General features: G+C 51.6%; 8 protein-coding genes. 5 read left to right on the top strand and 3 right to left on the bottom strand.

Annotated features, from left to right (window positions below):
• Positions 1 to 57: 57 nt before the first annotated feature.
• The 3 genes from JI741_RS22920 to JI741_RS22930 form a co-directional block, all read right to left on the bottom strand.
• The gene (locus JI741_RS22920; protein ID WP_202013755.1) at positions 58 to 3,621 is read right to left on the bottom strand and encodes a VCBS repeat-containing protein; all 3,564 of its coding nucleotides are present in this window, start codon (positions 3,619 to 3,621) and stop codon (positions 58 to 60) included.
• A 67-nt stretch (positions 3,622 to 3,688) separates the two neighbouring features.
• Positions 3,689 to 5,512, bottom strand: a complete 1,824-nt coding sequence (locus tag JI741_RS22925; RefSeq protein WP_202013756.1) for a RagB/SusD family nutrient uptake outer membrane protein — start codon at positions 5,510 to 5,512, stop codon at positions 3,689 to 3,691.
• 18 nt (positions 5,513 to 5,530) lie between these two features.
• Positions 5,531 to 8,812, bottom strand: coding sequence for a SusC/RagA family TonB-linked outer membrane protein (locus JI741_RS22930; RefSeq protein ID WP_202013757.1), 3,282 nt, complete (start codon positions 8,810 to 8,812; stop codon positions 5,531 to 5,533).
• Positions 8,813 to 9,129: 317 nt separating this feature from the next.
• Here JI741_RS22930 and cysS point away from each other — a divergent pair, with 317 nt between their 5' ends.
• The 5 genes from cysS (at position 9,130) to JI741_RS22955 (ending at position 16,990) form a co-directional block, all read left to right on the top strand.
• Positions 9,130 to 10,632: a cysteine--tRNA ligase gene (gene cysS, locus JI741_RS22935; protein ID WP_202013758.1), complete on the top strand. Its 1,503-nt coding sequence runs from the start codon at positions 9,130 to 9,132 to the stop codon at positions 10,630 to 10,632.
• A 36-nt stretch (positions 10,633 to 10,668) separates the two neighbouring features.
• Positions 10,669 to 10,908 carry a membrane protein insertion efficiency factor YidD gene (yidD, locus tag JI741_RS22940; RefSeq protein ID WP_202013759.1) on the top strand — a complete coding sequence of 80 codons (240 nt, stop codon included), beginning with the start codon at positions 10,669 to 10,671 and terminating at the stop codon, positions 10,906 to 10,908.
• A gap of 237 nt (positions 10,909 to 11,145) precedes the next feature.
• On the top strand, positions 11,146 to 11,748 hold the full coding sequence (locus JI741_RS22945) for an RNA polymerase sigma-70 factor (protein ID WP_202013760.1): 603 nt from the start codon (positions 11,146 to 11,148) through the stop codon (positions 11,746 to 11,748).
• Positions 11,749 to 12,361: 613 nt separating this feature from the next.
• Positions 12,362 to 13,363, top strand: coding sequence for a FecR family protein (locus tag JI741_RS22950; RefSeq protein ID WP_202013761.1), 1,002 nt, complete (start codon positions 12,362 to 12,364; stop codon positions 13,361 to 13,363).
• Between the two features lie 36 nt (positions 13,364 to 13,399).
• A complete protein-coding gene (locus JI741_RS22955) occupies positions 13,400 to 16,990 on the top strand; it encodes a TonB-dependent receptor (RefSeq protein ID WP_236676233.1) in 3,591 nt (1,196 codons plus the stop codon).
• The last annotated feature ends 23 nt before the right edge of the window (positions 16,991 to 17,013 follow it).

The raw sequence follows: 17,013 nt of genomic DNA on the forward strand, positions 1-17,013 counted from the left end.
ATTCACCGAACGATGAATGGCTTTTGTTTTTCAGCGTGCGCTTCGCACACACATAGACTAAACTCCTTTCACAGAAACCTTTCTTGATTTGCCGGCGCGATCGTAGACCACTACCTCTTTCACATCGGCCGGCACCACCAACCGCCGCGACGACTGCGACAGATAGCCCACACCAAAATAAAATTCCACGCGTTGTTTCCTGCCGTCAGCATAGACCAGCTCTGCCCAGCTATCATTGACCGCGGGAGCAAACACCTGGATTGGCTTGGACGACACGGGGCTGAACACGGCAAGGCTATCGCGGTTCTGCGACGCCATGAAAATCGGTTCGTTTTTGGCACCATACAGTTTCACCAACGCCTTGGCATCGCCCGGGGTGTAGAATCCGCTTTGCGCGGATGCCACATAGCGGAAGGCTCCCTTGCCATCGCCCACCAGGATGGCGCCGGTAAACGCGTCGTAGCGGCCAATAAACACTTCGTTGCCATAGTCGTTGCCCACCATGAGCACATCCAGGTTGCCGTCGCCATTCACATCGTCGGTCACCATACCCAGCACAGGGGCCACCTGCGCGGGTGTGGCCAATGCATGAAGCGCAAACGTGCCGTTGCCCTTGTTTTCCACATAGGCCGACTGCAGGTAGTTTGCTTCCAGCACCATGGCGTCTTTCAGATCTTCGGGTGAGAGCACCTGGTCGATGGTGGCTTTGCTGTATTGTTTGTAGCGCGAATATTTGTTTCTGAATTTCGGGCTCTGCGAGTTCAACTCATCCCAGAAATGCACGGGATACAATTTCTTGGTGTCGGCCGTCATGGACTCGCGCATGTAGCAGGCCATCACGGGGTCAGTGCTTCCGTTGCCGTCGAAATCCTTGGCATAGAGTTTCAACGGAGTTTCTTTCGTCACCTGGAAGGCGTTGTTCAGGCCGAGGTTGCCCACCACATAGTCGGTGTCGCCATCTTTGTCGAAGTCGCCTGCGGTGATGCTGTTCCACCAGCCACTAAATTGTTGCACGCCTGTGTTGTCTACTTTCGTCAGCGTCTTGCCATCGCCTTTGTAGAACGTCAGGGGCATAAACTCTCCCACCACCATCAGGTCGGGGTTGCCGTCGTTGTTGAAGTCCGTCCACAGCGCGTCGGTGATCATGCCTGCGGCTGATAATGTATCGCAAATTGTTTTTGTGGCATCGGTAAATTTGCCGCCTTCGTTTAGCAACACATAGCTCTGCGCAGGTTTGGGATATTGACTTGGCACAATTCGTCCGCCCACAAAAAGATCGAGGTCGCCATCGTTGTCAAAATCGGTTGCCCGCACGCACGAACCGCTCGCGTTTGTTTCGGGAAGCGCCACCGTGTTTAGCGCAAAACTTCCTTTGCCGTTGTTGGTGTAAAGTCTGTCCTGATAGGGATTTTCGTCGGGCTGCCCTTCCAGGCTTCCGCTCACGATATACAAATCCAGATCACCATCACCGTCCGCATCGAAGAGCAAGAGGCCTTCGTCTTCTTCGAGCTTGAATTGATTCTTCTCCGGTTTTCCAGACAAGGCAAACGTGCCGTTGGTTTTTTGCAGGTAGACGCTCACGCCGTTGTGAGTGGATCCGCCCACAACAAAGTCTTCGAGGCCATCACCATTAACATCGCCCACACTCAGCCCCGGACCGGCTTGAGAAAATTTATGCGGCAGCGTGCGCTGTAAATTAAAATCAATAAAGTCTTCCTCTTCATGACGGAAGGTTATGCCCAATCGTTTTGCGCTATTGTGCACCAGTGCGCCCGTGACACGAACGGGTTGCGTTGGCGCAGGCACGGGTTGTCCTTTAACGTACTCAACTGTCAACACCTGATTGGCCTTCACATCCTTGAGCCATTGTGTCGAGCCATCGGGCCAATTTACCTCAACCGAATCCACCACGGCAACAGAGTCTAAACCAAAGTGCGAAGTCTCTTCTACCGACGACAAAAAACCGCGGTATACCGATTGTTCACCGTATTGAATTTTTCCGCCGCCATAGTGCAACGTGATTTTTGTGCCGATGCCGTGAATGTTTTTCTCCGGTCCTTTCAATTTGAAGCGCAGGTAATTTGTCTTTGCTTTTCCTTCCTTCGGTTTGTCGGGGTTCAGTGAATTTTCATACACCAGGGCTTTACCGTTGATGCTGTTCACGATGTAGTCAAGGTCGCCGTCGTTGTCGAAGTCGGCAAAGGCGGCGCCGTTAGAGAACGACGGTTGGTCAAGTCCCCACGTCTTGGTCACGTCGGTGAACGTGAGGTCGCCGTTGTTCCGGAAGCCGTAGTTGGGAATTCTGACAATCGGAATGGAATCGATCAATTGGCGGTGGCTCGCCACGTTGCCTACATCGGCGCGGTAGTTTGCAAAATCTTTGTCGGTGATGTCTTTGGGAAAACCATTGGTGATGATGAGGTCTTTGTTGCCATCGTTATCGAAGTCGGCAAACAACGGCGACCAGCTCCACTCCGTCTGGTGAATGCCCGACAGTTGACCCACTTCACTGAACTTGATATTTTTATCCGCGCCGTTATTTATCTGCAGCATGTTTCGCACATACTGGTATTCATATTTGAAATGTTCGTTGTTGATATAATTCTGGTAGCTTTTATTTCCGATGGTGGTTTTCTTCCGGTCGTTGGTTTCGGGAAGCATGTCCACGGTGATGATGTCGGGCAGACCGTCGTTGTTCACATCGGCCGCGTCGTTGCCCATGGAGAACTGACTGCTGTGGCCAATGAGTGCCGTCGTTTCATTGACAAATTTTCCGTTGCCCTGATTGATGTACAGAATGTCGTTCGACAAATAGTCGTTCGACACATAGATGTCGGGCCAGCCGTCTTTGTTCACATCGGCAATGGCCAGGCCCAGGCCAAAGCCTTCATAGGTAATGCCCGATTCCAGCGTCACATCACTAAACGTGCCGTTGCCTTCGTTGCGGAAGAGGCGGTCATTGTTGGGTGATGAGCCGTCGGTAATTTTGAAGCGATAGTTGGTGGGCATGTTGTTGATCTTCTCGTTCACCAGCACATACAGGTCGAGGTCACCATCGCGATCGTAGTCGAAGAAGGCGGCCATCACGCTGTGACCGTTGTAGTCAATTTTATAGTCGGCCGCCATGTCTTTAAATGTGGGCACGCCCTCCGCATTCAGACCCTGGTTAACAAACAACATGTTCGTGCGCATTTCGGGAATGGGATTGGTAGTGGCGCAAACATACATATCCATCCAGCCATCGTTGTTGATGTCGACCACGGCCACGCCTTCGTTCCACTTGCCCTTCACGTTCACGTTGGCCTGTTCGGTAATGTCTTTGAATTTGAAATCGCCCTGGTTCAGGTAGAGGCGATTGGGCACTTGGTTGCCCGTGAAGAACACATCCTGCAGGCCGTCGTTGTTGAAGTCGGCCACGCCCACACCGCCGCCGTTGTAGATGTATTCATAGGTAAACATGTTAAAACTGTCCGACTCCTCCACCGTGTTCTCGAACGCAATGCCGGTGTCGTCGGCAGATTTCAGTTGAAAAAGGGTGTCCGTTTTCTTTGCACAGCCCAGCATCATGAGCAAGCCGGCGAACACAAAGAGAGTCGTACCTCGTAAAGATCTGTTTGTCATAAAAGCACAATAAAAAAGTAAGGCCAATTTACATTGGCCTTACTTAAAATCTGATGTTTAGTATGGATTAAAATCCAGGGTTTTGCTTCAGGATCGAAGGGGTTGCAATATCGATCTGCGCCTGGGGAATAGGCAGCAATTCGTCTTTGCCCTTATCGAACTTCGCTCCCGTGAACGCTCCCGAAGGAAGTTTAGGGGCTTCGTAGGTAAGGTACGCCGTGATCACCTGGTTCACATAATCCGGGGTGTCGCCGGTTGTCCAGCGCACCAGATCATAGAAGCGGTGGCCTTCGCCCGACAATTCAAGCTTGCGCTCGAAACGAACGGCTTCACGCGCTTCTGCTTTGTCGGCAAAGTCATCGTAAAGTTCGATCTCATACAAGGTTGCATCTTGTGTGTAGTCCATGATAGGCTTCTCGTAGTCGTCGGTGTTGTCTTTGGTTTTCTGGAAACCAGTCACCACACCCTTCACGAAATCGTCGGGGTTTGCAGCACGTGCGCGCACCTGGTTGATGTAGTCTTTTGCTTTGGTAAGCGAACCTACTTCAATTTCGGCTTCAGCGGCCATGAGCAACACGTCGGCGAAACGGATCACGGTGAAGTTGATCGCGGTGTAGCCGGGTGTCCATGAGCTGTTGTCCTGCAAGCTTCCTTTGTCGGCCTTGTAGTAGATATACTTCTTGGGCGAGTAAGGGCCAGCGTTGGGTTGGTTACGAATCCAGGCTTTACCGGGGAACGGTTTCCAATCCAGGTATTGAACATAGCGACGGCCGATAGAGTGGTCGAGGCGTGGATCAACAGGACCAGGATCGGTGGTGAAGGCTGCTTTCGAGTCAACGTTCATGTCGGTCTTCAGCTCGTTTGCAGGCAGGTTGTATTCTCCGTTTTTCAACGGCAAGCCATCTTTCGTACGGAAGGAGTTACCCATTTCGAACGTAGGCTGGAAGAAGCTACAGCAGTTACCAGGACCGTCAGCACCGGTGTTGTATGGCCAGTTAAGGTCAAACTCAGGGTTGGCGTTGTTCACGCTGCCGGTGTTGGCAGCGGCCTGATAGGCCCAGATTGACTCCGAGTTGTTGTCGTTCGAGGCGCGGTATACGTCGCTGAACTTGGCTTGCAGAGCAAACGCTTTTCCGTTGGATGTTTTTCCATTGGGAATAAGATCGTCATACAATGCTTTTGCTTCGGCGTATTTGTGCTGATACATGTAGATCTTGGCCAGGTATGCGGCGGCGGCCCATTTGTTTACACGACCCACTTCCGACTGTGTTTCGGGGAGGTTGGTGTATGCAAATTGCATGTCGGCTTCAATCTTGGGCCAGAGGTCAACATCGTTCTTCACCTTGTCGATACCCTTTTGATAGTCGAATGTTTCGTCTACATAAGGTGTGTTGTTGAAGGTTCTCTTCAATTCGAAATAGAAGTGCGCTCTCAGGAATTTAGTTTGCGCTTCGATGGCCAGCTTACGTTTTTTGATGTCGTCTGTTGGTTCATCTACCGTGGGCAATACTCTCAACACGTTGTTTGCGCGGGCAACGCCTTCATACAAACCGTTGTATTTGTCGGAGATCACGCCTTGTGTTGCCTGGTATTCAAAACGCTGAATCGGGTTGATGTCGCTGAAGTCGCCAGGGTCGGTGCCTTTGTTGTGCTCACCACCGCGAATACTTCCCCACACCCAGTTTGATGGGCTGGCCATGCGATTGGCGCGGCCGTTCACCTGGCTATAGACTGCTATCAATGAAGCTTCTGCTCCCTGAATGTTTGCCAGCTGTGTCTGGTTGGCGGCACCTTTCGGCGTCACGTCCAGGAAGCTGTCCTTACACGCGTAGAGCAGGAGGAACATCAATAGTATCGTTCCTGTTGCTTTTAGTCTAGATATATTTTTCATAGTTCTCATGTCTTATCATTAAAAAGCGATGTTCAAACCACCGGTGAAACCTTTTGTTACAGGGTAGTTTCCTACGTCAATACCAAAGTTGGTATCGGCAGCACCACCCACGGCAGGGTCAAGACCACTGTAGCCTGTGATGGTGAACAAGTTGTTGGCCGAAATGTAGAAGCGAAGCTTGGTCATTTTCAGACGATCCAACACAGCCTGTGGCACGGTGTAGCCCAGCGTGATGTTTTGCATACGCAGGTAAGAACCGTTCTCTACATAGAAAGAGTTTGACTGTGTGTTTGTGCTGAAGTTGGATGCGCTTTCAAACACGGGGATAGAACCTTCGGTGTTGGTCGGTGTCCAGCTGTCTTTCACGCGGTTGCTGATGGCAGCACCCTGGAATGAAGGATAGAAGTCTGTGAACCAGCGCGACTGGTTGAAGATCTTGTTACCCAAAGAAGCGTAGAGGTAAACGGCCAGGTCGAAGTTGCTATAGCGCAAGGTGAAGTTGAAACCACCTGTGAATTTCGGCACAGGGCTTCCCAGGAATGTTCTGTCTTTGTCGTCAATCACGCCATCGGGCACACCGTTGGGACCGCTGAGGTCAGCATAACGGAAGCGGCCGGGAGCGGCACCCGATTGTGTAGGAGCAGCAGATACTTCTTCGGCGTTGTGAAACAAGCCAACAACTTTGTAGCCATAGAAAGCAGAGATGGATTGACCGAGCTGGTTCCGGATGGGGTTGATGCCACGGAAGCCAGGGTTCACTGTCGTGAGGTAGGTTTCACCGTCACCGATCGAAGAGATCTCGTTGTGCAGGAAGCTTCCCGAGAAGGCCACTTCGTAGCCGAGACCGGTAGCGATGGTTCCTTTGTTACCCAGGAAGATATCGATACCGCGGTTCAACATGCGGGCGGCGTTCACCGAAGGCACTTGTGCACCTGTTCCAACCGATGCCACGATAGGTTTTTCATACAACAAACCTTTTGTGTCTTTCTTCCAGAAGTCGATGATCACATCCAGTTTGCCACCGAAGAACTGACCGTCGATACCAATGTTGGTCGTAACGTTTTCTTCCCATTTCGTGTCCTGGTTACCGATGCGGGTGCGATAGAAACCAACGTTGGCACTGCTGTTTGTGCCGCCAATGTCGTATCCAGAGTTACCCACCGTTCCATAGAAGAGTGTGTTGGAGTTGTTGGGGTCGAGTGATTTCGAGTTACCCATAACACCCCAGCCTCCGCGAATTTTCAAGTCGCTGATGAAAGACATGGATTGCATGAAGGGCTCAGCCGAAATGCGCCATGCGGCAGACACTGCGGGAAACACACCGTAGCGATTGTTTGCCGAGAACACGGAAGAACCGTCGCGACGAACCACACCACTCAGGATGTATTTTTCTTTGAATGAATATTTAACCGATCCGAACAACGATGCAAAACGAACACCCGAAACAAATGCGCCATTTGCCTGACGCGAGTTGGTGGCGGTGATGTTGATGTAGTCAGGATCCCACACAAAAGGGTTCAAACCGTTTTGTGTTTCATCGTCGCTGTTGCCGATGTTGAGGGCTTCCTGGCCGAGGAGAACTTCTACGCCGTGATCGCCAAAGGTTTTCTTGTAGCTGGCGGTGTTGGTGAAGGTGTAGCTATAGGTATAGCCTTGTCCTTGCTGGTAGCCGAACGCCGAGTTGTTTTCGGAGTTCTCGTATTGCCAGCGTGTGAAGTTGCGATAGAAGTAATTGCTGTAGCTACCGCCGATGCTGGTGCGCAACGTCAGGCCGGGAACCACATCCAATTCCAAATAGATGTTACCAAAACCACCGGGTTGGAAGCCTGAGTTCTGGCCTTGGCCATCGCGTGCTGCCACGGGGTTTCTGGGGTTGTTGAAGCCTTTGGCTGCTGTTCCGGCATAACCGCCGAACACGTCATAGACAGGAATGATAGAAGGCATACGGAAAGCGCTCAGGATGTCGTTCTCATCGGCTGCGATACCGCGACCGCCATCACCGCCCGACAGACCGAGACGTTGCAACAGGGTGAACTGAAGGTTTTCACCAAAGCGCAAATTCGGAAGCACATCGAATTCGGAGTTGGCGCGAACCGCATAACGTTTGAAGCTGTTGTTTTTCAGGATACCTTCCTGGCTTTGCTGGCTCAAACCGATATAGAAACGGTGTGTGTCGCCACCGCCGGCCACGCCAAGCGTTTGACGGAACACGGGCGCAGGGCCTGTAATTTCTTTGTACCAGTCGGTTCCCGATTTGTTGGCGGCCACTACCTGGTAGATAGAGCCGTTACGGGGATCGACGTTGTATTTTTGAAACTCAGCATCGAGGTTCACAGCGCCCACTACGCCAGATGTTCCACCCACGTTGATATAGTCCGGAATAACGGGCGTGAGGCCAGTTCCGAATTGGGGGTGCTTGAAATCTGCAATGGCTTGTGCGTAGTTCGGGGCTCTGTTGGCCGCGGCTGCGTTTGCATTTTCGGTGTTCTTGATGGCATTCCAGGTCCAGTCAGCAAAATCCTGGGGATTCATCATGCTGAGACCTTTGCCGGGAAGCGAGTAACCAAACATGTTGTCGTAGGTCACGTTAAGCTTTTGTCCCTTCTTGCCTTTCTTGGTGGTGTATACAATCACACCGCTGGCAGCACGTGCTCCGTAGATGGAAGCCGACGCTGCGTCTTTCAATACGGTTGTTGTTTCAATGTCGTCGGGGTTAAGGAACGACACGTCGTCAGTAGGCACTCCGTCAACAACGTAGAGGGGTTGGTTGTTTTTGAAACCACCAAAACCTCTCACACGGATCTGGCTGGTTGTGCCGGGCTGACCGTTTGTGATAACCGTTACGCCGGCCACGCGACCTTGCAACAGCTGCTCCACGTTACCCGTGGGGCTCACCGTAAGGTCTTTGGTTTTAACGGTCGAAACCGAACCTGTCAATTCGCGACGTTTGTCGATCGAATAACCGGTAACCACCACTTCATCCAGCGACGTGAGATCGGGCTGCATGTTCACTTCAATACTGGTTTGCGTGCCTACCTGAACCTCGGTGGTTCCGTAGCCCACAAACGTAATCAGCAATACCGCATTGTCGCCCGGCACCGGGAGGCTGAATTTTCCATCAGCATCGGTCACCGTTCCTTTGGCGGTCCCTTTCAGGATAACGTTTACACCGGGCATGGTATTCCCGGACTCATCAGCCACAGTTCCTGTCACAACCCTTTCTTGTGCCAGGGCTACTGAGGCTAGTAGCATTAGCATTGCTGCCAATGACAAACTCACCCTCTTGTAGAGTTTTTTCATAAAAATAGTTTGGGTTAAAAATTAATTTGGTTGATAGAAATTCTGCATATCCCGCCTATTCCTAACAATATTTGGTCTATGCATTCTTCGAATGTAGATATTTTGGTCCGGCATCGATTGAAATACATCATATTTTTTTTCCGCAAACGTTTACACAATCGATTACGGTATCGGTAACGGTGACGTTGTTAGCGCACACAGCGATAACGTTCCCGGTCTTTTCACGCCGGAAGCCCCTTTTGTTATTCTTCGCTCCATTGCCGTCTTTGGACCCAAAGTCCGTTAATAGTGTTATTTTGGGCCGATTTTTAGTCATCATGCTTTACGAAAAACACCCTGTCCACCTCACCAACTCCCTTTCGGGGAAAAAAGAACGCCTTGAAACCATCGTGCCGGGCCATGTAGGCCTCTACGTGTGCGGTCCCACCGTATATAGCGACGTGCACCTGGGGAATGCCCGCACGTTCATGATGTTCGACCTGATTACGCGCTATTTGCGCCACCTGGGCTATAAAGTCCGGTATGTTCGCAACATCACCGATGTGGGACATTTGGTGAACGACGCCGACGAAGGGGAAGACAAAATCGCCAAAAAGGCCCGTGCCGAACAGCTGGAGCCCATGGAGATCGTGAAGCGCTACACCGAAGGGTTCCACCACGTGATGCGTCAGTTCAACATTCTGCCGCCCAGCATCGAACCCTCGGCCACCGGCCACATCGTGGAGCAGATCGAGATCGTGAAGCGTTTGCTGGAGAATGGCTTTGCCTATGAAGTGAACGGCTCGGTCTATTTTGACGTGACCAAGTATAATACAGAGCATAACTATGGCATCCTCTCCGGCCGTGTGCTGGAAGACCTGATGGAAAGCGGCCGCAAACTCGACAGCCAGGATGAAAAGCGTAACAAAGTAGACTTTGCGTTGTGGAAAAAAGCGTCGCCCTACCACATCATGCGCTGGCCCTCGCCGTGGGGCGAAGGATTTCCCGGATGGCACATTGAGTGCACCGTGATGAGCACAAAATACCTCGGCGACACGTTCGACATTCACGGTGGCGGCATGGACCTGAAATTTCCCCATCACGAATGCGAGATCGCACAAGCTGTGGGTGCCAACGGCAAGAGCCCGGTGAATTATTGGATACATGCCAATATGCTGACCGTGAACGGCCAAAAAATGAGCAAGTCGCTGGGCAACTCATTCCTGCCACAGCAATTGTTTGATGGCAACCATCCGCTGCTCGATCGGGGCTATGGCGCCATGCCTGTGCGCTTCTTCATGCTCCAGTCGCACTACTCCAGCACACTTGACTTTTCGAACGAAGCCCTGGGGGCTGCCGAGAAAGGATTCAAAAAACTTTCGAACGCGCTCGGCATCGTCAAAAAACTTCAACATCCCGGCAAGGCCAATGCAGACAATGCGCTGACCGAAACGTTGCTGAAGCTTATCGACGATCTCTACACCAACATGAGCGATGACTTCAACTCGGCCCGCACCCTTGCCGTGCTGTTCGAAATGGCGTCGCGCATAAACGACTTCAAGTCGGGCAACGTGTCGCTGCAAACTGTTGACGCCGACACGTTCGAACAATTCAAAGCAGCCTACATCGGCTTCATGGAAGACGTGCTGGGCCTGCGCGAAGAAGAAGAACACAACCAGGAATTGCTGAACAACGTGATTGGTGTGCTCATCGATCTGCGAAAGAAAGCACGCCAGGACCGGAACTTCCCTTTGTCTGACAAAATTCGCGACGACCTGAAACGCATGGGCGTGCAATTGATGGACGGCAAGGAAGGCGAGATGAGTTATACGATCGATTAAACAATTTTCGCGGGCAGGAAGCGACATTACCTATATATGTTGAAAAAACTATTAATCCTGCCCATACGCTTCTATCAGCTGGCCATCTCCCCCTTGCTGGGCACGCACTGCCGGCACACGCCGTCGTGTTCGCAATATGCCATCGAAGCCATTCGCGAATGGGGTGTCATCAAAGGCATCTGGCTTGGCACGAAGCGCATTTCGCGTTGTCATCCGTGGGGAACACACGGCTATGACCCCGTGCCGCGCAAGCCACATCACGATCACAATCACTAGCCCTTCTCCCCTTTTTGATGGGATAAATCCGCGCGCCGTCTTACGACGGTCTTCCGATGATCTTACGACAGTCCTTCGACGGTCTACGACCGCAGTTTTCAGGTTAACTTTTGATCTTCCTAACACACCGACTACGTAGCAAACGCGCATTATGCGAACGGGCCGAACAACGCCTTGTGATGTATTGAACCGACGATTGTTTTATTTTGTGAATGTTGTTGCCTATCTTTTCAACGATTGCGGAAACGTCAACTGAAAACGGAACTCGAAAATAGCAACCTCATCAAGGGTCTCAAGAGAGGAGACTCGCACAGCCTTGAGCTTTTGTTCAGGCGGCTGTATCCACGGCTATGCGCTTATGCCAACAAGTTTCTCAACAACATCGACGAATCGGAAGAGATTGTGCAGGAGGTGTTTTACCGCATCTGGAAAAACCGCGAACAGCTGGACGACAAACAATCGGTGAGCGGCTATTTGTTCACGTCGGTGAAACACACCTGTTTCAATTCGATGGAACATCAGAAGGTGCACGACCAATATGCGTCGCTGCTGCAGTATGTCTATAAATCATCGGGCTCCGATTTCAGTGCGCACGAGTCGTTTGTGGCCGAAGAGCTGGAAAAAGATTTTCACCGCGCCCTCGAACATCTTCCACCCGAGTGCCGCCGCATTTTTGAACTAAGCCGCTTCGAAGGCCTGAAGTATCACGAAATTGCAGAACGCCTCAACATCTCCATTAAAACGGTGGAAACACAGATGGTGCGCGCCCTTTCGCGTATCCGCGTGGAGTTGAAAGACTACCTCACGCTCATTATCATCGCCTATCTCAATCAAAATTAATTCTGACCACACCCCCACCTTCCGGGGAAATCTGATTGTTGTGTCAACACCAATGCACGGAACCGCTAACGTTGTTTGCAACATCGATCGAATACCACGCTTGCAGCCTCCTTCATTTTCTTCTTCATCTCTATATAGTATATAAGAGAGGTCCGTCGCTTTATACTAACGCACATAAGCCTCACACACGCTCAGTAACAACCTCAATTCATAGTCAAAAGTACTTTATGCTCTTTTAGTCTCCGAGCCAACATCATTGCATCTGCTTTGTGATGCTGCACGCCACATAGTAGTCGAATGTACTATAAGTCAAGGCAACGTGTAACAATGTTATTCATCGATGTTTCTGTCAAGGTCTTCTCCATGAATTGATTAATCTTATTTTTTTTGCACGCTTCATCGCGCGCAAGTCTGCGTGTCAACAAAGATGTTACTACAAGATTCATTATGACTGTCAACACAACCGTTGCGTGCTGTCATCACAACCATCATGACGCCCTATCATGATGGGCTGCGCAATCGCCAAAAGTATTTTAGAAATATTCCGAAAACGTTGTCAGGGTAAAACAGGACAAGCCTGTAGTGATTATGTATAGGGAGATAAAATGAATTTATGGATCAGACCCCACAGGAGATAAAAGCACTCATCATCAAGTTTCTTCAGCGCGAGACTAACGACGAAGAGATTGCCGCGTTACAAGCGTGGCTTCGGGAAGATGAGCTGCACCGGAACTATTTTGATGAGATCAACGAAACGTTTCAAGCCTCGGTTACGCTGGGCCGGTTTAATCCCGAAAAAATTGACGCGGCCTGGAAAACCCTCGACCATCGCATCCACGAAGAGGACGATGCCAAGCAACGGTTCCTCTCCCCTCCCTCACCACGGCATACGCTCTTTAAAGTGGCCGCTGCCATCACGTTGTTGCTGGTGACCAGCTATGTTATTCGTCAGTTCTGGACCACCACCACACGCAACCGGGGTGCCATGGTCTATAACTCCAAGAGTCTGACCACGCGCGTTGACCTTCCCGATGGCAGCACGGTGTGGCTAAACACCAACAGCGCACTGGAGTATGACGCCGACTTTGGTGTGACCCATCGCAAGGTGGTGCTGCGTGGCGAAGCTTTCTTTGATGTGGAGAAGAGCTCGAAAGATTTTATTGTGAGCACCAAAACCATTTCCATCTATGTGAAGGGAACAAAGTTCAACGTGCGCGCCTATGCCGACGATCCCGATGTGAAGACCACGCTGGAAGAAGGCAAGGTTGAATTGAAAGTGGAAGGCGCTGCAGAGCTCTACTACATGAAGCCCGGCGATCAGATCACGGTGAACGCAGACCTGAAAAAAGTGGTGGTCGACAAAGTTGATCCTACCGACTACAGCGCCTGGAAAGAAGAGCGTCTCATCTTCGACAACGTGCCGCTCTCGGAGATTGTGATGAAACTGGAGAATCGCTACACCATCGATATCGTGATTGATCCGTCGCTGGCGCAACGCGAACACCTCACCATGACCATCGAACATGAGTCGATCGACGAAGTGATGGAACTTATCCGCTTGTCGTCGCAGATCAAATACAGAAAGGAAAAAAATCAGATTATAATATATGAGTAAGTAAAAATTTTCAACTCCAACTTAACCCTAATCGCTATGAAGTACTTTTATCAATGTCTCCACCCGCGGCCCCTGCCGACGGGACGCAACAGGCTATTTCACCGGCCAACACTACTGGCCGTGGTGATCCTAGGACTGAGCAACGTTGGTGCCGTTGCCGCCGCCACAAACCAACAGGCTGCGTCGTCCATCGAGCTTCACCTGAAAGACGCTACCCTCAAACAGGCGCTTCGCGAAATCGAACGCCAGACTCCCTACAGTTTTGTGATCAACGAAAGCAAGTTCAAGTATGCCAGTCGCCTGGTGACCCTGAACCTGAAAGCGGACAACATCGAACAGGTGCTCGACACGTTGCTGAACGGTACGAACATCACGTACCAGATTCGCAAAAAACAAATCACCCTCATTCCACCAAAGGAAGACCGGGTGCCGATGATTCCACTGGCCGACTCGGGCGGAGGCTTTACCGGAATCAACCTTAACGACAACTACACGGATCTCTACACCGGCATGGCCTCTCCCGACTTTGCTGTGAAAGGAACCGTAACCGACGAAGCTGGTTCGCCCTTGCCCGGTGTGAACGTGTTGGTGAAAGGGACGTCTATCGGTACCGTTACCGACAGCAACGGAAACTTTTCGCTGAACGCTCCCGACGAAAACGCCATTCTCGTTTTCAGTTTCATTGGCTACAGCTCCAAGGAAATTGCAGTGAGTTCACAGAGCCTCATCAACACTTCGCTTTCTCCCGACACGCAAACGTTGGAGGAAGTGGTGGTGATCGGCTACGGGACCCAGAAGAAATCCGATCTCACAGGTTCGGTGGGTTCGGTGAAAGCCGAAGACATTCAGGAACGACAACTTCCTTCGGTGTCGCAGGCACTTGCCGGCAAGGTTACCGGCGTGGCCGTGAACATCAACTCGGGTCGTCCGGGTGGGCAAACCAATGTGCGCATCCGTGGCTTCAGCTCCATCAGCACATCCAACAACCCGTTGTATGTGATCGACGGTGTGATTATGCCCGTGGGCACGCAAACCAACGGTTCGTATCCGCTCAACAACGCTGTTGACAACATCAACCCTTCCGACATTGCTTCGATGGAAGTGTTGAAAGATGCCTCGGCTACGGCCATCTATGGTGCGCGTGGTGCAAACGGTGTGATCCTCATCACCACCAAGCGCGGCAGCACCGGCGGCGGCAAGATTTCATACGACATGCAAATGAGCGTGCCCACGATTGGTCCCAACCGCGTGCGCATGCTGAACGCAAAAGAATTCCTGGCCACCGAACAACTCGGCTACGACAACATTAAGGTATATGACAATACGGGCTGGGTCAACGGCACCAACACACGCCGCAATCCTGCACTGGACCGCACAAACCCTGCGTTGTTCGATGCCAATGGCAACCCGCTCTACGATACCGACTGGTTCAAAGAGTCTACTCAAAACAAGATGTCGCAAAACCACCAGCTTTCGTTCACCGGCGGCAACAAGGACAATTCCTATGGTGTGTTTGTGGGCTATCGCGACGACAACGGTTTGTTGCTGAACTCTTATCTGCGCCGCTACTCCGGCCGGTTTGTGTTCGACAGCCAACTGAAGCCGTGGCTGAAAGTGGGTGGTAGCCTGGGCTACAACAACCAGCAAGAAAACATCGTGGACTTTGGAACGGGCGGTCTCAACTCCGTGCGGATGATCACCGAAGCTCTGCCCATTCTGCCGGTGCGTTATCCTGACGGATCGTTCTCGCACAACAAAAACTACTCTCCTTCCATGGAGGGCGGACAGAATCCCGTTGACCTGATGACGAGCCGCAAATACATCCTGCTGAGCCGCACCGTGCTGGGCAACGTGTATGCAAACTTTAAACTGGCCGAAGGTCTTGAGCTGCGTTCTACGCTGGGCACAAACGTGCTGGAGCGCGAACAAAATCAATACGACGGACGTCCTGCACTGGAAACTCCAGCCTACGTTCTGCCCGACAACCAAAAGGGATCGGCCCGCGTGCAAAACAACCGCGAAACATTCTGGTCGTTCGAAAACTACCTGACCTATACCAAACAGATTGGCGACATCCACAACATACAGGCCATGGCCGGTATCTCGTGGCAGGAAACCAACATCTTCTGGTTCCAGGCTCGCTCGCAGACGTTCATCACCGACTTCCTCGAAACCAACAACCTGGGCAGCGCAGCAAACTTTCTGCCCTCGCCTCCGGTAGAATCGAATCGTTCGCGTTTCTCGTTCAACTCGTACTTCGGTCGTGTGAACTACAGCCTGAAAGAAAAGTACCTGGTGACGGTGACCGGCCGTATGGATGGATCGTCGAAGTTTGGTGAGTCTAACAAATATGCATTCTTCCCTTCGGCAGCGTTGGCGTGGCGTGTATCGCAGGAGCCCTTCCTGGTAGACAACCCCATCATTTCCAACCTGAAGGTGCGCACCAGCTATGGCTTCACGGGCAACTCGGAAATCACGACCTACTCGGCACTGGCTTCCTTGAAAACGGTGACGTCTGTGGTGAACAATGCAAAAACGATTGGTGTGAACCTGAACCGTCTTGGAAACCCCGATTTGAAATGGGAAAAGACGGCACAGTCTGACATCGGCGTGGAGTTGGGCTTGTTCCAGAACCGCGTAAACATCGAAGCCGATCTGTATTACCGCAAGACAACGGACATGCTACTGGATGCACCGCTTCCCACGTCGTCGGGCTATGCCACTATTGTTCGCAATGTGGGCAGCATGGAGAACAAGGGGATTGAACTCGCGTTGAACACCGTGAACGTTCAAACCGACAATTTCACCTGGAGCACCACGTTCAACATCTCCATTAACCGGAACAAGGTGTTGACGCTGGCCACCCCGGCGCCGATCTTCGGTGTGGGTAACCCCAACTTCACCAACCAAACCGGTGTGATCATGGAAGGCCAACCCGTAGGATCGTTCTGGGGCCTTGTGCGCCTGGGCACGTGGGGCACAGGCGAAGCCGCCGAAGCCGCAAAGTATGGTGTGAACAGCTATCGTGGAACCGGTAAACCCATTTTGCCCGGCGATGTGAAATACCTCGATGTAAACGGCGATTACCAGATCAACGACGCCGACCGCATGATCATTGGCAATGGAAATCCGCTGTCGTATGGTTCATTCATCAACACGCTGAAGTATAAGAATTTCGACCTTATGCTCGACCTGCAATATTCGTATGGCAACGATGTGTTGAACATGACCCATCACTCCGGCGAAGACCGCACGGGTTTGGCCAACAGTTTCAATTCGGTGCTGAACGCCTGGACGCCTGAAAATCAGAACACAGACGTTGCTGCCGTACGCGATTCGAAAGCTGGCTATGTGTCGAACGTGGACACACATTGGCTGGAAGACGGTTCTTTCCTGCGCGGCAGAAACCTGCTGCTTGGCTACAACTTTCCTTCCAATGTGACCGAGCGTTTGAAGATCAGCCGTCTGCGGATTTATGCGTCTACACAAAACTTCTTCCTGAAGACGAAGTTCAGCGGCAACGATCCAGAAGTGTCGACCTACACCAACCCGTTTGCACAAGGTCAGACCTTCTTCGACTATCCCAAGCCAACCACATACATGTTTGGTGTTAGCCTTGGTTTGTAATCACTAAAAAACAACAGAACGAT

This window comes from Chryseolinea lacunae, assembly GCF_016735595.1.
In the GTDB taxonomy this organism is placed as follows: domain Bacteria; phylum Bacteroidota; class Bacteroidia; order Cytophagales; family Cyclobacteriaceae; genus Chryseolinea; species Chryseolinea lacunae.